General features: G+C 55.5%; 10 protein-coding genes. 5 read left to right on the forward strand and 5 right to left on the reverse strand.

What is annotated here, in order from left to right; all coding sequences use genetic code 11:
• Positions 1-213 precede the first annotated feature (213 nt).
• The 3 genes from HDF12_RS11035 to HDF12_RS11045 are packed head-to-tail and all read left to right on the forward strand — an operon-like array spanning position 214 to position 12859.
• Complete coding sequence (locus HDF12_RS11035; RefSeq protein WP_179582874.1) at positions 214-2157, forward strand: amino acid adenylation domain-containing protein; 1944 nt, start codon at positions 214-216, stop codon at positions 2155-2157.
• A complete protein-coding gene (locus HDF12_RS11040) occupies positions 2154-10247 on the forward strand; it encodes a hybrid non-ribosomal peptide synthetase/type I polyketide synthase (protein WP_179582876.1) in 8094 nt (2697 codons plus the stop codon). The genes HDF12_RS11035 and HDF12_RS11040 overlap by 4 nt, the downstream gene beginning before the upstream one ends.
• A complete protein-coding gene (locus HDF12_RS11045) occupies positions 10244-12859 on the forward strand; it encodes a condensation domain-containing protein (protein WP_179582878.1) in 2616 nt (871 codons plus the stop codon). Before HDF12_RS11040 ends, HDF12_RS11045 begins: the two co-directional genes overlap by 4 nt.
• Positions 12860-12883: 24 nt before the next feature.
• Here the strand turns inward: HDF12_RS11045 and HDF12_RS11050 are convergent, their stop codons facing one another.
• From HDF12_RS11050 to HDF12_RS11065, 4 genes are all read right to left on the reverse strand, one after another.
• Entirely contained in the window at positions 12884-14353 is a 1470-nt protein-coding gene (locus tag HDF12_RS11050; RefSeq protein ID WP_179582879.1) for an alpha/beta hydrolase family protein, read from the reverse strand.
• Between the two features lie 211 nt (positions 14354-14564).
• On the reverse strand, positions 14565-15482 hold the full coding sequence (locus HDF12_RS11055; protein WP_179582880.1) for a transcriptional regulator: 918 nt from the start codon (positions 15480-15482) through the stop codon (positions 14565-14567).
• A gap of 344 nt (positions 15483-15826) precedes the next feature.
• Positions 15827-16813 carry a rhodanese-like domain-containing protein gene (locus tag HDF12_RS11060; protein ID WP_179582881.1) on the reverse strand — a complete coding sequence of 329 codons (987 nt, stop codon included), beginning with the start codon at positions 16811-16813 and terminating at the stop codon, positions 15827-15829.
• Between the two features lie 338 nt (positions 16814-17151).
• The gene (locus tag HDF12_RS11065) at positions 17152-18153 is read right to left on the reverse strand and encodes an aldose epimerase family protein (RefSeq protein WP_179582882.1); all 1002 of its coding nucleotides are present in this window, start codon (positions 18151-18153) and stop codon (positions 17152-17154) included.
• 251 nt (positions 18154-18404) lie between these two features.
• Here HDF12_RS11065 and HDF12_RS11070 point away from each other — a divergent pair, with 251 nt between their 5' ends.
• Positions 18405-20948 (forward strand): alpha-galactosidase D, encoded by a 2544-nt coding sequence (locus tag HDF12_RS11070; RefSeq protein ID WP_179582883.1) that lies wholly within the window; start codon positions 18405-18407, stop codon positions 20946-20948.
• A gap of 26 nt (positions 20949-20974) precedes the next feature.
• Here the strand turns inward: HDF12_RS11070 and HDF12_RS11075 are convergent, their stop codons facing one another.
• Positions 20975-21307: a hypothetical protein gene (locus HDF12_RS11075; RefSeq protein ID WP_179582884.1), complete on the reverse strand. Its 333-nt coding sequence runs from the start codon at positions 21305-21307 to the stop codon at positions 20975-20977.
• A gap of 241 nt (positions 21308-21548) precedes the next feature.
• On the opposite strand from HDF12_RS11075, the gene HDF12_RS11080 reads away from it, so the two are divergent.
• On the forward strand, positions 21549-24980 hold the full coding sequence (locus HDF12_RS11080) for a DUF5107 domain-containing protein (protein WP_179582885.1): 3432 nt from the start codon (positions 21549-21551) through the stop codon (positions 24978-24980).

Raw genomic sequence — 24980 nt, forward strand, 5'->3', positions numbered from 1 at the left:
GCGGGTTGACTTCGAGAGCTTCTGGCAGTACCTTTCGCTCCAGTTGCATCCTTTATTTAAGTATTGAGCGATGTCAGCGAATTAGCGATCGATTAGCCAATGCCGGTAGGGCACTCTGAGTCAATTTCGTTTCTGCTGCGTTTCTGATCTGCGTGGGGCTCGATGGAGAACGATGGACATGTTAAGAATTCGGCCACTGAGGGCGAGCGACTGATGGGTCTTTCCCAGACTCCCGAAGCTCCGGAGTTGAACGGATTGGACGGGAGGGCTCTCGACACGATCGTGAGTGTCTTTGAGCGAGTGGCTGCGGCAAAATCCGACGCGGTTGCGATCGTCTGCGGCGAGACTCGCTGGACTTACGGACTGCTGAACGCGAAGGCGAACCATCTCGCCGGGGTGTTACGGGAGATTGGGGTTCGAACGGACTCCTTTGTTGCCGTCTATCTTGACCGCTCGCCTGAGATGGTGGCGGCGATACTCGGCATCCTGAAGGCCGGAGGCGGGTATCTTCCGATCGACTTTGGATATCCCAAGGCCCGGGTACTGGAGATGGTTGAGGATGCGAGGCCGGTTGCGATTCTAACGACTGCATCTCTTGCTTCGGGGGTATCTGGGGAGTTAGCCGCTTTGTCCGTGTCGGTTGTGGAGATGGATAATTCCGCGGCGGACTCTTTGAGAACGGACGATCCGCCACCTGCATCGACAGGAGAAGATTTAGCGTATCTGATGTATACCTCGGGTTCGACCGGGAAGCCAAAGGGCGTGATGGTGACGCACAGGAATGTACTGCGCCTTCTGGAGCAGACCGATGCGTGGTTTCACTTCGGAGCGAACGATGTGTGGACGATGTTTCACTCCATTGCGTTCGACTTTTCGGTGTGGGAGATTTGGGGACCGTTATTGACGGGTGGGAGACTGGTGATCGTACCGTTCGCCGTGAGCCGCTCGCCAAGGGATTTCTACGAGCTTCTCTCGATGGAGCGGGTGACGGTGCTCAATCAGACCCCATCGGCATTCTTCATGTTGATCCAGGTGGAGCAAGACAGTGCTGTTCTTCCGCTGTCACTGCGCGTTGTCATCTTCGGCGGTGAGGCTTTGCAGTACCGCAAGCTGGCTCCGTGGTTCCAGCGACACGGAGATACGGCCCCGCGGCTGGTGAACATGTACGGGATCACGGAGACGACGGTTCACGTGACGTACCGCCCTATCACTGCGGGAGAGGCGGAGTCGGTGCAAGAGAGTCTGATCGGGACGCCGATACCCGATATGCAGCTTCATCTGCTCGATGAAGCGAAGAGGCCGGTGCAAGCGGGTGAGGTGGGTGAGCTTTATGTAGGCGGCGGCGGGGTTGCACGCGGATATTTGAATCGTCCGCAGTTGAACGCTGAACGTTTTATTGCTGATCCCTTTGAAGGGCCGGCTGGCGCTCGGCTGTATCGTACTGGCGATCTTGCGCGGATTCGCCCTGATGGCGAGGTTGTCTATCTCGGCCGGAACGATAGCCAGGTAAAGATCAACGGATTTCGGATCGAACTAGGAGAGGTTGAGGCGGCTCTGGCCCAGGTTCCAGGGGTGAAGCAGTCGTGCGTGGTGGCGCATACGGATAAGACAGGAAATCAGCGGTTAGCAGCCTATTTTGTTGCGACTCCGGGCATTGAATTAACCGCTCGGACGCTCGGAGAGTTTTTTGTCGCTAAGATGCCTGCGCACATGAGGCCCTCTTCTTATACCGCTTTGAAAGAACTGCCATTGACGGTGAACGGGAAGTTGGATGTTGTCGCCTTGCCTGCTCCTTCGATTGGGTCTGGTGCGACGACGGCGGATTCGGCGTCACAGTCGCTCTCTGAAACAGAGGAGCAGGTGTCGCGGGTGTTTACCGATGTACTCGATCTCAAGGGAATTGGGTTGGACGATAACTTTTTCGATTCGGGAGGTACATCGCTGCTGCTGATTAGTGCTCACCTGCGGTTGCAGGCTCACTTTGAGCGGGTGATTCCCGTTACGGTGATGTTCGAGTGTCCGACCGTACGGTCGTTGGCGAAGCGGCTTTTGGCGAATGGATCCTCCACATCGGAGAAAGATGCGATCCGGCAGCAGGCACAGAGGGCGAGAGGTGCGTTCGCACGAGCCAGGGCAACGAAGGGTGTGGCGTCATGAGTGAGCGACTGAACCATGAAACTCGTATGGTGGACCAGAATGCAGGCGACGATCAGCTGCTGGACTGCGTCGCCATCATTGGCATGTCGGGACGTTTTCCGGGAGCGCCAGATGTGGAGGCGTTCTGGCAGAACATTGCAGCCGGCAAGGTCTCCATCTCTCACTTCTCTCCGTCCGAACTGGAGGCGAGAAACAGTGCGGGACTCGAGAACGGCTCGGATTATGTTGCCGCGCGCGGAGTGCTCGATGACCCCGGGATGTTCGATGCTGAGTTCTTCGGGATATCACCTCGCGATGCTGAAAGCATGGATCCGCAACATCGGATCTTTCTGGAGACATGCTGGAATGCGTTGGAAGATGCGGGCTATGACCAGTCGACCTATGCGGGGCAGATTGGCCTCTTTGGCGGGTGCAGCCTCAATACGTACCTGTTGGCGAACTTGTGCCGTGATCGAGCGTTTATCGATGAGGTGACGGGAAGTTATCAGGTTGGCGAGTTCCGGTCGTTTATGGGGAACGATAAAGACTTTCTGACGACTCGTGTTGCTTACAAGTTGAACCTGCGCGGGCCGTGCATCAGCGTGGCGTCGGCGTGTGCGACCTCGCTGGTTGCGGTGGCGCAGGCGAGTCAGAGTCTGTTGAACTATCAGTGCGACATGGCGTTGGCCGGCGGTGTTTCGGTCACGTTTCCGCAGAGGCGCGGGCACATGTACTCCGAAGGAAGCATTGGATCGAAGGATGGTTTCTGCAGACCCTTCGACGCTGCTGCGACTGGGACGGTGTTCAGCCATGGCGCGGGCGTGGTTTTGTTGAAACGGCTAGAGGATGCCATCGCCGACCGCGATCATATAACCGCTGTAATTCGCGGGTTTGGAGTGAACAACGACGGGTCCATGAAGGCCGGATATATGGCTCCCGGCGTGGACGGTCAGTCGGGTGTGATTGCTGCTGCGCAGGCCATGGCCGGGGTCGATGCGCGCACTATTACTTATATTGAGGCGCACGGAACGGCGACGCCGCTGGGCGATCCGATTGAGGTCGCGGCGTTGACGAAGGCGTTTCGTTTGAGCACGGAGGCGTCGGGCTTCTGCGCGATCGGTACCGCGAAGGCAAACGTTGGGCATCTCGACGCTGCTGCGGGTGTGGCGGGGGTGATCAAGACGGCGCTTTCTCTGAATAAGGCTACGCTGCCTCCTTTGGCGAAGTTCGAGACTCCTAATCCGAACATAGCCTTTGAGGGTTCGCCCTTCTACGTCAATCGCGAGCTGAGCCCATGGCGATCCGACGGGCCGCGACGAGCGGGTGTGAGCGCCTTTGGCGTTGGCGGTGTGAATGCGCATGTGGTGTTGGAAGAGGCGCCCGGCTTCCAGTCGTTGAAACCTTCCTTGCGCTCGGCGCAGTTGCTCTGTGTCTCGGCGAGATCGCAGAGTGCGCTGCAGGTTGCCATCGACAATCTTGCTCGGTATGTCAGAGAGCACCCTGAAGTTCCTCTCGAAGATGTGGCTTACACGCTGGCGGTAGGAAGAAAGGCGTTTGATCATCGTGCTGCGTTTGTGTGTGCGGGATCGGAAGATGCGATCGCGAAACTTTCGTCTGCCGGGGCGCAGGCGCAGCGGGTAATCCCTGCGAAACGGCCGGAGGTAGCCTTTCTCTTTCCGGGGCAGGGGTCGCAGTTTGCGGGTATGGGTAGCTCGTTATACAAGAGCGAACCGGTGTACCGCCGCGAGGTTGATGAGTGCTCCGAGATTCTGCGGCCTTTGCTCGGCCTCGATCTCCGCGACGTTCTCTTTCCGGTCGATGTGGCTGCGCCGGAGGCTGCGGAGAGGCTTCAGCAGACCCAGTTCGCGCAGACGGGAATCTTCGTGACGGAGTTTGCGATGGCCAGGCTCTGGCAATCGTGGGGGATTGAACCGCGTGCCTGTGCAGGCCACAGCATTGGGGAATATGTGGCAGCTGTTCTTGCAGGAGTTATGAGCCGCGAAGATGCTCTTCGGCTGGTGAGCCTTCGGGGCCGAATGATGCAGGAGATGCCACGCGGAGCCATGGTGGGCGTACGGCTTAGCGAGTCGGAGCTTCAGCCGTATCTCGCTGCCGACATTTCGATTGCTGCGTTGAACGCTCCGAAGTTGAGTGTACTGGCGGGTCCGCTTGAGGCTGTTGAGCGGCTGGAGAAGAGGTTGACGTCGGATGGAGCGCTCTTCCGCAGGCTGCGTACCTCGCACGCGTTTCACTCATCGATGATGGATCCGATGTTGGCTGGGTTCGAGGCCGAGGTTGCCAAGGTCACGCTGCACCATCCCGTTCGCCCGTATGTTTCGAGTTTCACGGGGACGTGGATTCAGCCGGAACAGGCTACAAGTCCGCGCTTCTGGGCTGACCAGGTTCGTAATCCGGTTCGCTTCGCCGATGCGCTGAAGAGTTTGATGTCGACCCCGCAGATATTGCTGGAGGTTGGGCCGGGAAATACGTTGGCTACACTCGCGCGTCAACAGCCGAATAGTAGCGCGGCAGTTATCATCTCGTCGCTTTCGCAGCGTGATGAACAGTCCCCGGTTGAGGCGGGTTCGCTTCAGGAGGCGCTCGGGCAGCTGTGGATGGCGGGGGCCACGCCGGACTGGACGAAGGTGTACGGCGAGGAGCAGCGGGGACGAGTCTCCCTGCCGACCTATCCGTTTGAACGCAAGCTGTACTGGGTTGAGCCCCCGCCGTTTACGGCTGGCTCGCAGAGCAAGGAACGCCCAACTGTTCCTGGAGCAGAGATGTTGGATACACCACGCGGAGGCCAAGTTGTTCCCGCCGTGATTGAACCGTTGAAAGAGGCACCAATGCAAGAACGCAAACTGCGTCTGCAGCCGATTGTTGCAGAAGTCTTTACTCAGCTGAGCGGGATTGAAGTCACGCCGGATCAGGTCGATCATCAGTTTCTGGAGCTTGGTCTCGACTCACTGTTTCTCACGCAGGCTACTCAAGGAATTCAGAAGAAGTTTGGAGTGAAGCTGACGTTCCGCCAGATTATGGAGCAGTACTCCACGATTGCGAGCCTTGCCGGCTATCTGGACAGCGTGCTTCCGCCTGATGCATTTCCAGTAGCGGCGCAGGTACAAGCTGCTCCAGTGAATGGGGCTGTATCTCCGGTGGACTTCTCCGCTCCGTCTGCGAGTTTCACGAGTGCTGGTTCGCCGGGGCCTGCGGGGTCAGCAGCGGAGCGGCTGTTTAGTGAGCAGATGGCGATGATGTCGAAGGTGTTTGAGCAGCAGATGGCAGCGTTGCGCGCAACAACGGGATTGCCGGCGGCAGCTACTCAGGCGTCGTCCGCGACGATATCTGCGGCGACACCCTTGTCCGCTCCTGCGTCGCCATCAGCGGCACCGTTACCGACGGGCGAAACCTCAGAGGTTAAGCACGGATCTTACAGACCATTGCAGCCGCGGGTTCAACAGGATCTTAATAGCGATCAGCAACAATACCTCGACACGCTGATCGCGAAGTATGAGAAGAAGACGCCAGGGTCCAAGCGTTTGACCGATAAGGCGCGGCCTCATCTTGCAGATCCTCGTGCGGTCGCCGGTTTCCGTCCGCAGTGGAAGGAGATGGTGTATCCGCTTGTGACCGAACGCGCCAAGGGTTCGAGGATCTGGGACGTCGATGGTAACGAATATATAGACATCGTGAATGGTTACGGCGCAATCATGTTCGGGCACTCTCCGCAGTTTGTGCTGGACGCTGTTCATAAACAAATTGAAGAAGGAGTTGCCATCGGACCACAGTCTCCGCTGGCAGGGGAAGTTGCGGCGCAGATCTGCGAACTTACGGGAAACGATCGTGTGACCTTCTGCAACACTGGGTCCGAAGCGGTAATGGCGGCTATACGCGTGGCTCGCACGGTTACAGGACGAGATCGCATCATTTACTTTGCCGGCGATTATCACGGAACGTTTGACGAGGTTCTCGTTCGCAATACGCCGCGGGGAACGGTGCCGCTGGCGCCAGGAATTCCACTTGCGAATACAGGAAATGTGGTTGTGCTGGAGTATGGTGCGGACGCCTCACTCGACTACATTCGCAAAAATGCGAGTGAGATCGCGGCAGTTTTGATTGAACCGGTGCAGACGCGCAACCCGGGCCTGCAACCCATTGCTTTCATCAAGACAGTACGGCAGATTACCGAGCAGGCCGAGATTGCTCTCATCATTGACGAGGTTGTCACCGGCTTCAGGCTTGCGCCGGGTGGTGTGCAGGAGGCGTTCGGAGTTCGCGCGGATCTGGCAACTTACGGCAAGGTGATTGGCGGTGGATATCCGATCGGCGTTCTCTCGGGCAAGGCGCAGTTTATGGATGCGCTCGACGGAGGAGCGTGGCAGTATGGCGACGCTTCAATCCCTGAGGTCGGCGTAACCTTCTTCGCGGGGACCTTCGTTCGACATCCACAGGCTCTTGCAGCCGCTCGCGCGGTGCTCAATCATTTGAAGGCCGCTGGGCCGCAACTTCAGCTTGATCTGAATCGAAAGACTGCTGAGCTAGCGACGCGGCTCGATAATTTCTTTGTGGAGCGCGGCGTTCCGAGCCGGATCCATCACTTCGCGTCCTGGTTTTACTTCACCTTCCACGGTGACGCTCGACTTGGCAGTCTTCTGTACTATGCGATGCGGGAGAAGGGAGTTCATATTCAGGAGGGGTACCCCTGCTTCCTTACCACAGCGCATTCGGAAGAAGATTTGCAAAGAGTTGAGGCCGTGTTCCGGGAGACGGTCGAAGAGATGCAGTCAAGTAACGCGCTTCCCAGCCATGGGGAGCACCACAGTCAGGCGGTTACGGCGCCAGTGTCCGCGATGCATCCTGCGGCTCTGAAGGATACTCCTGCGCAGGTTCCAATCACTGAGGCGCAGCGTGAGATCTACTTTGCGGCCGCGCTAGGCGATGAGATGAACTGTGCCTTCAATGAGTCGGTAACGCTTCGACTGCGCGGCCATGTCGACGAAGCCGCGCTGAAGCAGGCGCTCGAGTCAGTGTTTGCTCGACACGACGCCCTGCGCAGCACCATCAGTGAAGATGGCGAATCGATATTGATCGCTCCAACCTTTCATGGAGTTGTTGAACAGACGGACCTCTCTTCGATAACAGCCGGGGATCGAGAGCAGACGCTGCACGAGGCGATTGAGAGGGAAGGGAAGACGCCGTTCTCGCTTACAGAGGGGCCGCTTGTACGCGCAACGATCTTCAGGATGTCCGTCGATGAGACGGTGCTGCTCTTTACCGGACATCATATTGTTCTCGATGGATGGTCCGTGAATCAACTCTTCGAAGAGCTCAGCAAGTTCTATAGCGCAAAGGAGAGCGCAAGCGAAAAATTGCTTCCTCTGCTTCCGTTCAGCAGTTATGCCGTTCTGGAGCAGACCCGTCAGAAGTCGGGTGAGTTTGCGGACAATGAAGCTTATTGGGTTAATAAGTTCTCCGGCCTGACGCCGGTGCTTGATCTGCCAACCGACAGACCTCGTCCGATGAATAAGACTTACTCCGGTGCGACTCTGAATGGTAGTCTCGGGTCCGCACTGTATACCGATCTGAAGGGTGCAAGCGCGCGGTTGGGTTGCACGCTCTATGTCACGCTGCTCTCGGGCTTTCAACTTTTGCTGCACCGTCTGACCCGTCAACCGGAGGTAGTAGTTGGGATCTCTACGGCAGGGCAGGCTCTGTTTCAGAATGCGAGTCTCGTCGGACACTGCGTTCACTTCTTGCCGATGTTGAGCCAGTTAGCAGAGGCCGAGACGGTAAAGAGCCATCTCGCCGCAACTCGCAATGTGCTCTTCGATGCGTTCGATCATCAGGAGTTTACCTACGGCAGTCTGCTCCACAAGCTTTCGATTCCGAGAGATGCGGGGCGCCTGCCGTTGATCGAGGTGCAGTTCAATCTCGAAAAGATCGGGAGTCGCATCGGCTTCGACGGTCTGTCGGCGGAGATCAAGGCGAACCCGAAACAATTCGTAAATACGGATATGTTCCTGAACGTGATCGAAACCGAAGATGATCTCAAATTCGATTGTGACTTCAATACGGGCCTCTTTGACGGAGAGACGATTCGCCGCTGGATGCGCCAGTATGCCAACCTGTTGAGCAGTGTAGTAAGAGATGCGACGGTGCGGGTGGATGAACTGGAGCTGCTGGGTCAGGAAGACCGTTTGGAGATAGTAGAGGGTTGGAACCGGACCGAGGTAACGTTCGACCGAGAGTTTATTCCGATCCATCGGTGGGCCGAGACACGAGCCAAGGAAAAGGCGGATGAGTTCGTCGTAGAGTGCGGCTCAACGAGATGGACGGGAAGGGAACTGGATCAATATGCGAATCGTGTTGCCCACAGACTGCATCGGGAGGGGCTGAAGGCGGGCGATCTGGTGGGACTCTGCGTTCCGCGGTCAGTCGAGATGCTGGGAGCGCTGCTCGGAGTGTTGAAGGCTGGGGGTGCCTATGTACCGCTGGATCCACGGCATCCAAAGGAACGATTGGAGATGGTGCTCGAAGACGCAGGCGCGGGGCTTCTGGTTGTGGGGAGTTCGTTTGCCGCTGCACAACCTGGATTCAAAACGTCGGCGAAGGTAGTGACGTTGGATTCACGGATAGCCGAGGAGAGCGATGCGCCTCTTGAAGTGCCGGCCGCAGCGGACTCGTTGGCGTATGTCATCTATACCTCCGGCACAACCGGCCGACCGAAAGGCGTAGCCATTGAACATCGGGCGCTGATGAACTTGTTGCGCTCCATGGAGCGTGAGCCTGGACTGAATCGAGCGGATGTGCTGGTGGCTGTGACGACGCTTGCCTTCGATATCGCAGGGCTGGAACTGTTGTTGCCGTTGTTGACGGGAGCGCGACTGGTGATCGCGAACGAAGAGGAGGTGGCGGACGGCTACTTGTTGCTGCAACTGTTGCAGCGCAGTAAAGCGACCGTGCTGCAGGCCACTCCAGGAACGTGGAGAATGCTGATCGATGCGGGATGGAGCAGCGAGTTGCCGCTGAAGGTACTGTGCGGTGGTGAAGCGCTGCCGCGAGACCTGGCAGATCAACTGGTGGAGAGAAGCGAGCAGGTTTGGAACGTCTACGGGCCAACGGAAACAACGATATGGTCGTCCGCAACGCGGGTCACCGCTGGGACAGGACCGTTGCTGATCGGGCCTCCGATTGCGAACACCCAGTTTTATGTGCTCGATCATCGGCTGCATCCGGTGCCTGTTGGAGTTGTGGGAGAGCTCTATATTGGAGGCACGGGACTAGCACGTGGATATTGGAAGCGTCCCGACCTGACTGCCGAACGGTTCCTGCCGAACCCATTTGCTGAGGGGCGCATTTACAAGACTGGAGATCTGGGTCGCTGGCATGTCAATGCCGAGGGACAAGGACAAGTTGAATTGCTCGGTCGCACCGACTTCCAGGTCAAGATTCGCGGCTATCGAATTGAGTTGGGAGAGATTGAGACCGCTCTGAACAGACACCCCGCGGTGCGCGAGGCTGTGGTGGTTGCGCACACAAGCAAGAGCGCTGGAGCGGCGATCACACGACTCGTGGCTTATGTCGATGCCGGCAATTCGGCGGAACACGCTACCGCGCTCACAGAAGATCTACTTACGATGTTGACCGGTGCACTGCCTGAATACATGATTCCTGCGGTGATCCTGCCGTTGCCGCAGCTTCCGCGATCTCCGAACGGAAAGATAGACCGCAAGAGTTTGCCGGATGCGGAGATGTTTCTCAAAGGAGGTTTTCATTCTGGACAGCGGCCGTTCACTGCACCTAAGACGGCTGATCAAAAGAAGCTTGCGGAGATTTGGTCTGAGGTGCTCATGCTCGATCGCGTTAGCATCACAGATAGTATCTTTGAACTTGGAGCAGACTCTTTGCTCATCTTCCGAATTGCCGCACGCTCTCAGAAGGAAGGTTTGAACGTCACAGCAGCGCAGATATTCAAGCATCGGACTATTCTGGCCTTATCCGATGGTTTGGGGGGGCAAGCGGAGACGAAATCCAACACGATCAAGGTAGCACCGCGAATTGCCGTAGCTCCACGAAAGGCCTATCGCGGTGAAAGCGGGACGCGCGGATGAAGCAACATTCCCAGGCTGCGACGGGGGTTACCACGAATACTCCTGAGGAAACGCCTGTCGTAAGCTCGATGGCGCCGCCGGCGGACGAAGTGTACGTCATGCCTGCCACGCAAGGACAGGTTCGCTTTTGGTCACTGGATCAGATGCATCCTGGAAATCCTGCGTTGAATATGCCGCTGATGTGGCAATGCCGCGGCGAATTGAATGTGGATTTGCTGGCCATGGCTTTTACCCTGGCGGTGCGACGACATGAGATGTTGCGAACGACCTTTGCGATGGTGGATGGAAGACTTTCGCAGATCATCGGGGGACCATACAGTGTTGCGCTGCCGGTCAAAGACTTGCAGGACGTGCCTGATGCGGCAAACTCACCCGAGGCAGGCAGACTGATCCGTGAGCATGCGGCCTACCGCATGGACTTGTTCAACGGGCCGCTTCTCGCTCTCAAGCTGCTGAAGTTTGCTCCGCAGCATCATCTGCTGCTCGTCACGATGCACCACATCATTTGTGATGGCATCTCTCTTGGCATTCTCCTGCGCGACATTGCGGTCTTCTATGAAGCTCTGATGGAAGAGAGAAAGCCTGTTCTGCCGGAGCTGCCGATTCAGTTTGCAGACTTTGCCGTCTGGCAGGAGGAGTGGCGAAAGAGTGAAGCAGCCGAGACTTCGCTGAATTTCTGGCGCGAGACTCTCGGAACAAACTTTGGGCGACTTGAACTCCCACACGATGCGACTCCCGAAGGCAGGCGAGATGTTCGTACGGACTCCGAGTCAGGAGACATCGAGACGCTTCTGATGTCACCGGAGCTAACTGCCTTAGCTCACGAGTTCTGCAAGAATCAAAATGTAACGCTGAATATCCTGCTATTCAGTATCTTCTGCGCTCTGCTGCACCGGGTAACCGGGCAGCGGGATATTGTCATTGGATCTCCGTGCGCCAACCGGAACGAAGATACGGACGAGCTGATTGGGCTCTTCATGAATATTCAAGTGCTTCGTGTGGGGATCGAACCGCAGGAGACGTTTCGATCTCTGCTTACAAAGGTGCAGGACTGGACGCTTGGCGCATACGAAAATCAGGAGCTTCCGTTTGAGGAGCTGATCTACGACTCACATTTCTCGCACAACAATACTTCGTTTGAGATTCCGATCTTCTTTCTGTATCAGAAGTCGTTCATGGTGATTCAGCGGGTTGCCGGACTTGAGATTACGCCCCTGCGATCAATGAGTCCGGGCGCCGTCTTCGAGTGGATGTTCGCCATCGTCGACCGGCCGGAAGAAGGGCCACGGCTGCAGCTTGAATACAATCCCAACTACTTTCGTCCAGGAACAATTCAACGATATCTGACGAGTTTCATTGCACTGCTGGAGTCTGCAGTGCGGGAATCCTCAATCCAGCTGGAGAAGATGGCTCCGGCAGACGATTTTCTTCCTGCCAAGCTGCCCGATAACCAGAGCCGAATCGTATCGCGCAGAAACGCGCGGCCTCTCCAGGAAAAACAATTTGATGGTGGCGCTGCGATCATGGAGAAGTTGGACGACCAGGTCGCGACTATTAGTGACCCGATCGAGATTCAACTGCTTGAGCTTTGGCGCTCGATGCTGGGTGTTGAGGAGATCTCCGCTGATACGAACGTCTTTTCTCTTGGAGTAAGTTCGCTTTCGATCCTTCGCCTTGTCACGCGAATGAACAGCCTGTATTCCATGGGTTTTGGCCTGGCCAGTTTGATCTCTGCTCCGACGATCAAGATGGTTGCAGAGCTGGTCCGCAGACGCTACGCGCCTAACACGGTGACCTCGTTGGTGCCGATTCAACCTGTCGGCACGAAACGGCCTCTTTACATCGTCCATGGTGCGGGAGGGAACGTAGTCAACTTCTATGGCCTTACGACAAGAATTGGTGCGGATCAACCAGTTTACGGGGTGCAGGCACAGGCGCTTGAGCTCGATCAGCCGGCGCTGCTTCGCATCGAGGATATGGCTGCTCACTATCTGAAAGAGATTCGTCGAGTTCAGCCAGAGGGACCTTATCACCTGCTCGGTTATTCCTTCGGTGGAATTGTGGTCCTTGAGATGGCCCATCAACTACTTGCTGCGGGCGAAACGATTGGCCTACTGGGGATGCTGGACACAAGAGCGAGAGATTACATCGAAGGATGGCCGGCCGAACTATCGTCCAACAATGGGCGGACTCAACGCGGCGGTCTTGCGGGATTTTTTCGCAGCCACGCCGGTCATGGAAGCGCCAAAGGATGGTGGGATTTTTTTCTCAAAGATCTTGGGGAACGCAGGGTTCGCTACACAATTACATTCGCTGCGCGAATGTTCTCTACGTTGCCAGCCTTCCTCAAGAATACCCACGAGATCAACTCCGTTGCTGCGCGAAACTATAAAGTGAAACCAGTCTCACAAAAGTTGACTCTATTTCGAGCTGCGAATCAGGCGGATAGCAGTATCCCTTCTGACAACGGCTGGTCGCCAATCTTCAAAGGTGGAGTGGAAATTCATGAGATTCCCGGAGATCACTGGCAGGTTTTGTCTGTGCCGGGAATCGACGTATTAGCGAAGTCGATCCATGGGTGCCTTAGTCAATTTGATGAACCCATGGGGTAGGGTGTTCTGGTCCGCAAAGATGCTCTATCGAAACAGAGTCGGCTTTAGAGCTGTCTCGACTGATGCTGCTTTGGATTCTGGACTCCAGTGCTCTATCTTGACCTCGCGAAACGGGCTAGAAGTTCCTGATTCAAGTAGAGTCGGCTTTCTTTCTCGGATAGTCTGATCGAAGAAGGCGAGCGCGTAGGCGCGAACGATAGTTTCTATGCGTCCCGGTGAAATATGGCTGGGTTGTGTCCATCTGCGCCACGGACTAACGAGAGGATGGTCTGTAAAGTCCATGTGTGAGGTGTTGCTGATGGATACCTTATACCCGCCAAACTGCCGGAGACTGGTATCGACCACGTTGCGGTCGGTTGCGTCTAGTTCAGCCTCGGCGCGTGCGGCAGTTCCCAGCGTTGCTGGATCTGGGGGCGGGGCGCCGCTTCCTAATCCGTAGAGAAACATCGTTGGCTGATTCGCCGCGCGTTGCCGGAGATCTCCGAACGTCCAGCCGTCCATGTTTATAGCGGATTGAATTCGGGCATCCACCGAGCACACCTGTATTGCGGCTGCGCCACCGAAGGAATGACCCAAAGCGCCGGCTCGCTGAGTCTCGAGTCGACCATACCAGGGGCTCTTTTGATCCAGATTCTCGTTCTGCAGCGTGCTTAGAACAAAGACCTCGTCGGCCACCCATTTATTGAGCTCTTTATTCCAGGTATCAATAATTTCACTGGCCGAATGCAGACTGGTATCCAGTGCATCGCCGCCGTTGATATCTTCGACGATACGATCTCCAGGCAAAGCAACCCGGCTGGAGTTGTAGGTGTGATCAATCGAAGCCACCACGTAACCATGGCTGGCAAGGTCTTCTGTAAGAAATGTATCCTGCGTACGTCTTCCCGCCCAGCCGTGATTAAATAGCAGGACGGGAAACGGACCACCCTGGCTTGCCACGGGTGCATCTTCTCTGGAGTTGGTCCATAGGACGCTTCGGTAAGAGGTGGCGAGAATTGTCTCGGACGTTGTCTCATAGGCAGCCAGATGATTGTTCGAAGGATCGGCTGGGTACCATAGTTGCACCACGAGTTCTCTGGACGTTCCGGGCTTCTCCGCCCTGTCTTCCATGCGACTCGAATCCTTGAGATAAATGATGCGTGTTCCGACCGGGTAGGTTCCCGTTGGTTTCGGAAGAGTAAACATGGGTACGATCAGGAGCAGTCCGAACGTTGTGATGGAAAGCAATGCGACGCCGATGGCCACGGGCTTTCTCATCGCTGGATAGCGTGAAGCTCGACGAGATGCCGTTATCAGCTGCCAGGCCACGAGCAGGATGAGTCCTGCAAGGACAGGAAACATCTGCCAGTGTGTCCCCTCGTGGATTACATGCCAGGTAGCGACGAGCACTCCGAACACCGTAAGAGGCCTCGACCAATGGGCGGCCGATTTCGTCATCTGCGCCACGGCGGCAGCAAGCAGGGTTGCAATCAAAATTACTTCAAATAGTCGCATAGCCTGTCGAGTGCACTCATCCGGCGGCATGATGAAGCAGCTCGGATAACTCCGAATCGAACCCAAGTGCTGCCAGTCGGTTGAAGCCAACCATGATGATGGCAGGTCGAAGGTCAGAAACGATCTTTATTGAAATGGAGAATGCATTTAGTGCAAACCAAGTACTTCAGGCCATGAGAATCCACGCCTGCTCTAAGTTGCTCGGACACTCTTACGAAGACTTTCTCAAGGAAGACAGCTTATGCAAAGCAGCCTTCGCAGCAACCACAGCAACCATGGAGTGAGATTTGAGGTAATCCACCGTGGGGGACTGGCCGGGCGGACGCGGAGTTAGGCCGAGTGTTCGAAGGGCATGGTTCGCTCTATAGGTGTTGGCTCGAAGCGTGTCTTTGAACTGAACGTTGACATTAAGCGAAACAGAGACGTTGTCGTCGTTTTCTACCCAGTGAGGGCAATTCACAGGAATATGCACACCATTTCCGGGGCGTAATTTATAGGAAGTAGCGCGGGCCTGAAACTGTGGTTTGTAGACAGGCGCGTTGTTATCAACCGTCCAGAAACGTTCGATCTCCTCTTCAGGAAGAACCTCTCGATCCGCACGGTCGAAGATGTGAATTGTCTTTGTTCCCTTGATCTGAAGCAGGAAACTGCACTCTCGATCTATGTGGTAGGTTGCGATGCGCTTCGGGGAGGTGACAAAGATGAGAGCGTCTTCGCGGAGGATTCGAGACTTCAGGTCTTGATCAATCTTTGATTTGATCCTTTCCCATCCACTGCCCAGAAATATCTTGTATTTTGGGTCCTTCTGAACGTCCTTGAATAGTAGCCACGCGCCACAGGTCTCAATACGTTCCATGGTCTCGACGACCGAGAACTGCTTTGCAGGCATCTGATCCCATCGCTGGTCGACTTTGATATCCCTACCGGCATCGTAGTAGATGCCTCCTGGTCTATCTCTTTTCGTACGATCCGCTAGTTCCATGAGTTCGGGGATCTGCAGGAGCGGATGTTCGGCGAGGGAATGAGTGATCTCGAAGTGTTCGTGATCGAATCCACTGCTTAGCCGGTCGCTGTCGGTCGTAATCCAGCACTCTTCAAGAAGGTCGTTTGAGATGGTTTGAGTTGACATAACTAGCAGGTACTCCTAGGCCAGAAATTTCACGCAAAGTCTATTCTCTAGCTTCGCGTCCGCACAATGAAAATGTAAGTACAGGTTTAGTAACTTACTAAAGTAATTTTTAGAAACTCAACCTTGCGTCGGTTTGTCACTATCTCAGAGGTACAGGGTATAGCTTTTTCTCAGTGGAATCACTCAAAATCTTCGATTGTAATGTGGTTTCGTCTAACGGCCTATCCGCGGGCCTATGGACCGGAACCACCGACAGGCGGTTAAGTGACGAGAGTCGCCGGAACGCCCAAACTCTTTGAAGCTTTGGCTCATGGGTCGCGTTCTAACTCCAGCACAGGGATAAGCTACCGTTCATGAGCGGGATGGATTTTAGAAGGCTCTGCTGGCGGCACAGTCGGCAGCCCCGCTGCGCGCCACGCATGAAATCCACCAACTATGTCCGTCGCGCTCCAGAGTCCGAGATCCTGCAGAGATGCGGCCGCGAGGCTTGAGGTGTAGCCTTCCGAACAAAACACGATTATCTGGAGATCATGATTGGACGCGACCGGCAACCGCGCGCTCGATGCTGGGTCGAACCTCCATTCGAGCACGTTACGCTCGACAACCAATGCGCCCGCAATACTGCCCTCGATCGCGCGCTGGCCTTCGGGGCGAATATCGACGAGTATCGCCTCTGGTTTGATCATCGCCCCATAGGCCTCATCCGGAGATAGCCGTTGCAATCGGGCCCGTGCCGCTGAAAGCACCTGCTCAATGTTCGAGGCACCGGTCCGGTCTACTGGTTTCCGCCTCTGCACTGGCCACTCCTGATCGAGCGTCTCAGCATTCTCAGAAACGCGTTCACGCGGAACCAGTCGACTCCCATCCAGCTCGTACTCGTTCATCTCGTCGAGCGGAGGCGAATAGGCGTGGATACTGATGGCCGGTGCAAGGGAGATATTTCGGACGTCATGCGCGTAGTCGGGACCGAATGCACGCGGCTTACCCGGATAGATCACATGGCTCCGCTCACCAACACGATGCTCTTCAAGAGTCCCAGTCGCCACTACGAAGGCTCCTGAAGACGCGCCGTGATCGTGGAAGCCAGTGGATTGTCCCGGCATCCAGCTGATCACCCATATGTCATAGTCCTGATCGTGATAGAGCCGCTCATACCATCGCCGTTCGGCGCGCAGTCGCACTCGGTCCAGCCATTCATCAGACGCCGCGAACAGCGAGACGATATTTTCTAGCTGCTCTGGCGTTCTCGAAACCACGACGGGAAGGCCTTTCGCTGCTATCAATGTGTTGCTAGCGTCATGGGCAAGTCGTTTGTCTGTTGCAAGTTGCATGGGACTTCTCCTGCAGCAAAATCTTCGCCAACAAGCCATGCACGGATGCCGGCTTCTCGACGGATGCTATGGGTGGACGGTGAGGTTTTCGGATGAGCTTTGGGGAGGGCGCTTCAGGTGTATCTGGGGATGTTGCCGCTCACCCAACGAAGGGCTGGTCACAGCAACAACAATGAAATAGAGAAAACGCCATGTTTGACGCTAGCATGGCATGAAGAATCGGGTCAATGTTTTAGGAACCTTGTTCAAGCAGCTTGATCCTTCGGGGGTGGCATTTTGCGGTCAGAGGCGTGCGACTTCACCGACGCTTACTGGAGGGGCGACCTCGACGGCCTCGGCTAAGTTGCGGCAGGTGCTGGAGTTGATGAGCTAGATCTTACGGTTGCACAGAAGTCATCGAAACTGAGACGCGACGAAGCCCCAATAAGCTGAATCTCGAGTTTCCATCGACATCTCTCTCGCGCCCCAAGGCTTCGGGCGGTGCGGTTAAGTACCGCGGAGGCGAGGGAGTCGACATTTGAAGTAGTGGGTTCGAGCGCCACGGTGTATTGCTTCTCGACTCCGGTTGTAGGCCACGTTCCTGCACAGATCCACATGCCTAAGAAGGGAAGGGCGTTTGGATCAAACCGCACGACGAGCCCCTGGCCCACTTTTTCCCGGTAGAGTGCACCCCAGCCAGACTTTCCCATGCGGGCAAAGAGTTTGTGTGCCGTTCTTCCATCCTTGGCTCCAACTCTGCTGAGGTCCACTACAGCTCCCGAGGACGACTGCGCTCGAGGCCACGCGACGGCACTATTTCGCATGACCAGATCGGCGGCTGAATACTCAACCGTGACTTCTTCGATCTCGCTCGGTAGGACGATACGGTCTCCCGCGTCGACTCGGAGTAGCGGATGGGCGGACCAGAGCCAGGTTGTAGGGGAGTCAGACGGATTGAAGAGGTCGTACTCGAGAACGAGGGAGGACTCCTGCAAGGTGGCGCGTCGGGTTAGGCTCAATGGTCTCGACGTCGCATCGGCGTGAAGGACAATGCCCTCATCGTGAGAGTCGACATTCCAGTTGATCCGCCATAGGTCGCCGTGGTCAGGTACTGGCGCTTCGCATGCAATACTCTCGCAACTCGCAACACTCGGAAGGCACTCGTCAAAACCGCCGCCGTCACTCTCGTCGAAGTTTGCTGTCGACGAGACTCGATGGTAGCTCTGCAACGGTGGCAATAAAAACTCCTCTCCCGTCAACGTGCTGCACAGAGACGTGATCTTGCCGCCAAAAGCAGGAAGAATTCGAACCTGCAGGAGGTCGTTTTGAAGCGAAAGTGTTTGTTCCGTGTTCCTCTCCATAGGTCAATCAGCCTTCATGGTAGACCGTATCAAAAATATCTTGACAATCAGGAATTGACTGTGACACCTTCTTTAGCGGTAACGTTCACGATATTTACACCATTATGCAAATACCGAATTGCTAACGTTGCATCGTGTACCTACACATTGTATTGCGCTTTGCCGCTTTTGCAGAGGATACGCATCTGAAATGCGATCACACTCATGAAGCTTCGCGCTTCAATCGAGTAATAGTAATAAGGAGAGGCGTTATGACGGCGAGGATGACAAGCTCCATTGAATCAAAGATATCGAACCTGAAGCATCAGCACGGCGAGGCAGGAAGTAGATACTTGCGAGTTGTCTTCGCAATCTGTTTTGCGGTCTTCTTCGGATGTGCTTTAGGTGGACGCGCACAGACGCCTGGAATCGCCGAAAAGCCTTATCAGGGTTGGAGCAGCTTTAGTCAGCAGACGATCTCGAGTAACTTTCTGACTCAGGCAAATATGACTGCGCAATCGGACGCATTGTTCGCTTCTGGGCTGCAGGGCCACGGCTTCAACTACATCAACATGGATTCAGGCTGGCAGGGGAGCTTCGATGCTAATGGGCGTCCGATTCCGAATTCCACGATCTTCCCCGATATCACTGCGCTCGTCGCGCACATCCATACAAACGGGCAAAAGGCCGGAATCTATTGGATTCCCGGCGTGGAATATCCGGCTGTGGTTGCGAACTCGACTATCCTTGGTACGCCGTACCATATCCAGGACATTCTGGCCGTCCCTTATACGGCTGGGAATGCCTTCGGTGCGCCTGGAACCTCGCCGTATCACTACAAGATCGACTTCACGAAGCCGGGAGCGCAGGAATATATCAATTCTGTTGTAAATCTCTTCGCTTCGTGGGGTATCGACGCGATCAAACTCGATGCTGTGACGCCGGGCTCGTATAGCGATGACCTGTCGATCGATAACCGAGCGGATGTGGCGGCGTGGGCGGAGGCAATTGCACAGAGCGGTCGGCCAATCTGGTTCACTATTTCGTGGGCACTCGACCAGGACTACCTGAGTGTCTGGCAACAGTTTGCGAACGCACGCAGAATTGAAGGCGACATCGACTGCGAAGGAAACTGCTCCACAATTACGAACTGGGCCATGGCCTCCTGGCGTTTTTACGATCTAGTGGGTTGGCAGAATGCTGCCGGTCCTTTGGTTGGCTGGAACGACCTTGATTCGCTGGAGGTCATGAACAACACCACTTCAGGCTTGAGCTATGAGGAGCGGCGATCAATAGCTACCCTGTGGGCGATGGCCAATGCGCCAATGTATCTGGGTGGCGACCTGACGACTCTGGATGCTTTTGGGAAACAGCTTCTGACAAATGATGAGGTAATTGCTATCGATCAGTCCGCGCATCCAGCGAAGCAGGCTTTGGGTGGTGATACACCAGTCTGGGTGTCTGACATGGAAGATGGGAATTACTACGTGGCGTTGTTCAACTTGAACGCGTTCCCATCCCGAGTGGTCGTCCCCTGGAACAGTCTTGGCTTTGCTCACGCGAGCCGAGTTCGCGACTTGTGGAATCACATTGAGCTGGGAAGCCTAGACCACGGATTCGATACGACGATCCTGGGTCACGGCGTGCGACTTCTGAAGGTTACAGGTGAGGGACGCCCCAGACCAACCGAATCGCAGAGCTATGAGGCCGAGGCGGCGACATTGAGCGGCACCGCCGTTATTGCCGCTTGCTCAGCCTGCTCCGGCGGAGAAAAGGTTGGTGGTCTTGCACTGGGTTGGAACAATGCGGTCACTTTCAACAACGTCGCCACGAGCAGAACAGGGGTCTATCAGATGCAGATTGACTCGTTGACCCAGGGTCCACGGTCGCTGATCTACCAAGTGAACGGAGGGCCACTTCAGACTCTTAATGTAGGCGGTGGCAGCTTCTTTCTCCCGTCCAGCACCACAGTCTCAGTTGCTCTGAATAAAGGTATCAACAGTATTAAATTCGGAAGTCCGACCAGCTATCCGCCGGACATGGACCGCATCGTCGTTAGTGGAGATGGTTCCGGAGCTCCTCCTCTTCCGAGCTCGACGACCTTTGAGGCGGAAAACGCCACGCTGGCAGGAACCGTAACTCCGCCCTATTGCGAGTACTGTTCCGGCGCGGGCGAGGCGGGAAACATTGGCGGTGGCAGCGGAAATACTGTGACCTTCACGCAAGTCAATGTCGCCAAGACTGGGACCTATCTGATGGAAGTTGACTATCTCACAGCCGCGCCACGCTCGTTCTTCATCTCGGTCAACGGTGGTGCCAACACGGAGCTGGATTTGAATGGAAGCAGCTGGAATCTGCCAGCCAGCACGGTGATTCCTGTCCAGTTGCAGGCTGGATCTAATACGATTCAGTTCGGCAACGATTCTGGTTATGCGCCGGCTCTGGACCGCATTGCGATTGCGCCCAGCGTAGAGTCGCCGACGCTGACGGGAGCGATTGCAAGCAAAACAGGTGGAGAGAATCTGCGCGTCTGGAAGATTGCACTGACCAACTCGGGTGCTGGTCGCGCTGAAGGCAGCCAGATCAACACCCTTTCTGTGACACAAGCGGGCGGAGACGGTACTTGTCATCCACGGGTGATTGAGCAGTTGCCGATTCAACTGAACGGAATCGCATCCAGTGGTCATGCTGTCGTTGATGTTCCGATTGACTTCTCCAAATGCGCCAAATCTGCAACGTTCAACGTGAACCTTGTCTTCTCCGCGAACAATGGCGCTGATGTCGGAGATTTAGTGGGAACTGCGGAGCCGCGATAGCGACTGCGAGCGTTTCGTTTCTCAAGTCAATCAACCGAAGTGGAGTTTGCATGCCGCAAGATGCCAAGGGAGCGCTGCAGAATCATCTGCAGCGCTTTGGGCGGTGGGAAACTGCTGGATTGCCGGTCGCTGGAATTTGAGTTGTTGAGGTTGCCGGCGGAGGTGAGGGTGTTGGTTTGCAACTCGATGGTGAAACATGCGGTGACGACGGGGGAGTATGGCAACCGGCGCGGCGGTTCTGCGGCAAGCCGGAGCGCGGCTCCCTGGTAAGAATTCAGAAATGCATCCTCAACCGTCTGAGGGACGGATGTTGCTAATTCTGCGTGTACGAGCACGACAACCGGGGTTTGGTGGCGCATTCCAAGGACGAACTTTGATTCTAAAATCCGAATACGCTAGATTTCATATCGCTGAGGAGCGATGGAAATATCGGCGAGACAAATGAGTGGTGACATCTTTTCTTGACAACGCTGAACTAGCCGCCTAGAGTTTGATTTGCGGTAACGTAAACGTAAATGTAAACGCATGATTCATAACGCGCTCGCCGGCTCTCAATCCGCACTCCAGTCGCGCAGCCGGCACGTTATCGGGGAATAGGACATGGCACAACAGAAAGCTTGTAATGTGGACGGGGACATCACTGGCGAAGGGCAAGGTTCTGCGCGGTTGCAGTTACCAGACGCGCCGCTGACTGAAAAAAATGCTGTGAAGGCATGGGAAGAACCGGTGATGATTCGGTCTTACATGCCAGCCGCACCAGACCTCAATCCGCTCTTTCTCGAAAAGCGTGTGTATCAGGGCAGCAGCGGGCGTGTATATCCTTTGCCTGTCATTGATCGCGTTAATACAGAGCCGCAACTTCGCGAGTGGAAGGCAGTTCACATCGAGAATGAGTTTATACGGCTCATGGTTATGCCCGAGATTGGCGGGCGCATTCATGTCGGTTTAGACAAGCTGAATGGCTACGATTTTTTCTACCGTCAGAATGTGATTAAGCCAGCCTTGGTTGGTCTTGCAGGCCCCTGGATCTCGGGAGGGGTGGAGTTCAACTGGCCGCAGCACCATCGGCCCGCGACGTTCATGCCGGTTGAAGTGACGATTGAGCGTGATCCGGATGGGGCTGTGACGATCTGGTGTAGCGATCATGATCCCATGGCGCGCATGAAAGGGATGCACGGAGTATGCCTGAGACCAGGCAAAGCCTACCTCGAACTCCGCGTCCGCCTCTACAATCGCACACAAGATACTCAGACCTTCCTGTGGTGGGCAAACGTTGCCACACGAGTGCACGAGAAGTATCAATCCTTTTTCCCAAAGGATGTGCGATTTGTAGCCGACCATGCCAAGCGGGCAGTTACGGAGTTTCCACTCAGCGAGGGTTGTTACTACGGCATCGACTATAAGCAGCGTTCGGTTAAGGGAGTTCCGGAAGACGAAAAGCCAGCGAATTTTGTGCCAGATGGATCGTACCCGCCAAACGACCTGAGTTGGTATTCGAATATCCCTGTTCCAACGAGCTATATGGTCGCAAACTCGAAAGGGGATTTTGCAGGGGGATATGACCACGCTGCCGAAGCCGGCATGGTCCATGTGGCCAATCATCACATCGCTCCCGGAAAGAAGCAGTGGACTTGGGGGAATCATGAGTTTGGCTACGCGTGGGATCGCAGCCTTACAGATTCCGATGGACCTTACATTGAGTTGATGGCCGGAGTCTATACCGATAATCAGCCTGATTTCTCTTTCCTCGCTCCGGGGGAGACGAAGGTCTTCAGTCAGTATTGGTATCCTCTCCGCGAAATTGGGCTGCCTGATCTGGCGAATCGTGACGCAGCGGTCCGCGTGGAGAGAGAACGTGGCAAAGTGGTAGTTCATCTCATGGTCACTCGCGAGCTGCCCAAGGCTACGGTTTCTCTAAGAATTAGCGGGAAGGAGTCTTCATCTTGGTCGGGCACATTGAACCCTGCGTTTGCGCTGCACACGGAATTCTCTGTCGCCGATGATGAACAAGAGCTGGAGCTTTTGCTTATCGTCAACGATAAAACTGGCGAGAATGTAGTTCTGCGGTATGCCCCGTCAGAGATTATTGCGGCCCCTTCGCCCGATGTTGCCGAGGAACCTCCTCTACCGGAAGAGATTCAATCAAGCGACGAACTTTACCTGACAGGGCTGCATCTAGAGCAGTATCGTCACGCGACAATGAGCCCTGAAGGATATTGGCGTGAGGCAATCCGGCGGGACTCCGGGGACAGCCGGTCGAACCATGCGTTGGGGCGTTGGCATCTAAGATGTGGTGAGTTTACGACGGCAGAGCGCTACTTCCGCACTGCGATTACCCGTCTGACTGCCCGCAATCCGAACCCCTATGATGGCGAGCCGTACTACAACCTTGGGTTGGCACTGACCTACCAAGGAAGGATTTCTGAAGCATACGAGGCCTTCTACAAGTCCACGTGGAATGCCGCCTGGCGGGGGCCGGGCTACCACCGGTTGGCTGAGATCGACAGCAGTCGCCGGCTGTGGGCACAGGCGTTGGATCATATCGAGCGATCACTCCTGGCCGACGGCGACAATCTGAACGCGCGGAATCTGAAAGTTGTCGTACTACGTCGATTGGGCAGGCAGCCCGAAGCTGAAGCGTTCCTCAAGCTGACTTGTGAACTCGATCCTCTCGATAACTGGAGCCGGTATCTTGCAACGGGTAGTGTCCCACTAGATGGTCATCAACAATTGGATCTGGGTTTCGACATGCTGCGCTGCAATTTGCTGGAGGACGCGTTAGCTGTTTTTTCCGTCGGTTCTACAAAAGCGAAGGACGGATCTTCCGCTATCTTGCTTTATGCGCTCGCCCGCACCTTTGCTCTGCTTGGCCTCAACGAAGATAGCGCCGTGACATATCAGTTAGCCGCCACAGCGGACGCCGCATATGTCTTTCCTAGTCGTTTGGAGGAGATCGCGCTCCTTGAAGCCGCAGTTACGCGAAATTCGAAGGACGCGCGAGCGCCATATTATCTAGGGAATTTGCTCTACGACAAGAAGCGTCATGAAGACGCCATAAGATATTGGGAGCGGGCCTCGGAACTTGATCCTACCTTCCCTACGGTCTGGCGCAATCTTGGGTTCGCATATTACAACGTTCGCAAAGATGAGAAGAACGCGCGTGCTGCCTTTGCTCAGGCACGGCTATTTGCTCCCGCGGACGCTCGTATCCTCTATGAACAAGATCAGTTGCTGAAGCGAACCGGTGAGAGTCCTGGACATCGGCTCGCTGCTCTCGAAGCAGTGCTGGAATTAGTGGCATCGCGAGATGATCTGTCCGTCGAACTAGCCTCACTCTATAACCAGGTTGGTCGGCCTGAGGACGCCTTGAAAGTTCTGCTCTCGCGTAAATTTCAGCCTTGGGAGGGGGGCGAGGGATTAGTGCTGACGCAGTATGTGCGCGCCAATCTACTGCTTGGCCAGAAGGCCTTGGCAGAGAGAGAGACATCCACTGCGATTCGGAGATTCGAGGCAGCGCGGGACATTCCACCTAGCCTCAGTGAGGCCAAGCATTTGTTGATGAATCTGAGCATGATTGACTACTGGCTCGGAGTGGCGCATACGGCAAATCTCGACGAAACGACAGCGAAATTGCATTGGGAGCGCGCTGCGAGCCACCGCGGGGACTTTCAACAGATGCAGGTCCACTCGATCTCGGATACAACCTACTGGAGCGCGCAGGCTCTCGTCAGTCTCGGGCGACACGAAGAGGCGAGGAAGATACTTAAGGGCATTTACGACTACTCGGTCGACCTTGAACATAAAGTTCCTAAGATTGACTACTTCGCTACCTCATTGCCTACCATGTTGCTTTTTGAAGAGGACTTGCTCAGACGGCAGGAAATTTCAGCGAAGTTTCTGCGTGCTCAGGCGTTGTTGGGGCTCGAACAGACAGAGCAGGGATTGATCTTGTTGAACGAAGTGCGCCGGCTCGACGAGAATCACGCCGGGGCTGCAGATCTGTTGGCAGCACTCGAAACGGCAGTGAACTAA

The organism is Tunturiibacter gelidiferens (assembly GCF_013410115.1).
GTDB lineage: Bacteria > Acidobacteriota > Terriglobia > Terriglobales > Acidobacteriaceae > Edaphobacter > Edaphobacter gelidiferens.

Excerpts from the sequence above, each read along its gene's own strand:
- HDF12_RS11035 (WP_179582874.1), top strand. The coding sequence starts at position 214 with ATGGGTCTTTCCCAGACTCCCGAAGCTCCGGAGTTGAACGGATTGGAC.
- HDF12_RS11040 (WP_179582876.1), top strand. The coding sequence starts at position 2,154 with ATGAGTGAGCGACTGAACCATGAAACTCGTATGGTGGACCAGAATGCA.
- HDF12_RS11045 (WP_179582878.1), top strand. The coding sequence starts at position 10,244 with ATGAAGCAACATTCCCAGGCTGCGACGGGGGTTACCACGAATACTCCT.
- HDF12_RS11050 (WP_179582879.1), bottom strand. The coding sequence starts at position 14,353 with ATGCGACTATTTGAAGTAATTTTGATTGCAACCCTGCTTGCTGCCGCC.
- HDF12_RS11055 (WP_179582880.1), bottom strand. The coding sequence starts at position 15,482 with ATGTCAACTCAAACCATCTCAAACGACCTTCTTGAAGAGTGCTGGATT.
- HDF12_RS11060 (WP_179582881.1), bottom strand. The coding sequence starts at position 16,813 with ATGCAACTTGCAACAGACAAACGACTTGCCCATGACGCTAGCAACACA.
- HDF12_RS11065 (WP_179582882.1), bottom strand. The coding sequence starts at position 18,153 with ATGGAGAGGAACACGGAACAAACACTTTCGCTTCAAAACGACCTCCTG.
- HDF12_RS11070 (WP_179582883.1), top strand. The coding sequence starts at position 18,405 with ATGACGGCGAGGATGACAAGCTCCATTGAATCAAAGATATCGAACCTG.
- HDF12_RS11075 (WP_179582884.1), bottom strand. The coding sequence starts at position 21,307 with ATGCGCCACCAAACCCCGGTTGTCGTGCTCGTACACGCAGAATTAGCA.
- HDF12_RS11080 (WP_179582885.1), top strand. The coding sequence starts at position 21,549 with ATGGCACAACAGAAAGCTTGTAATGTGGACGGGGACATCACTGGCGAA.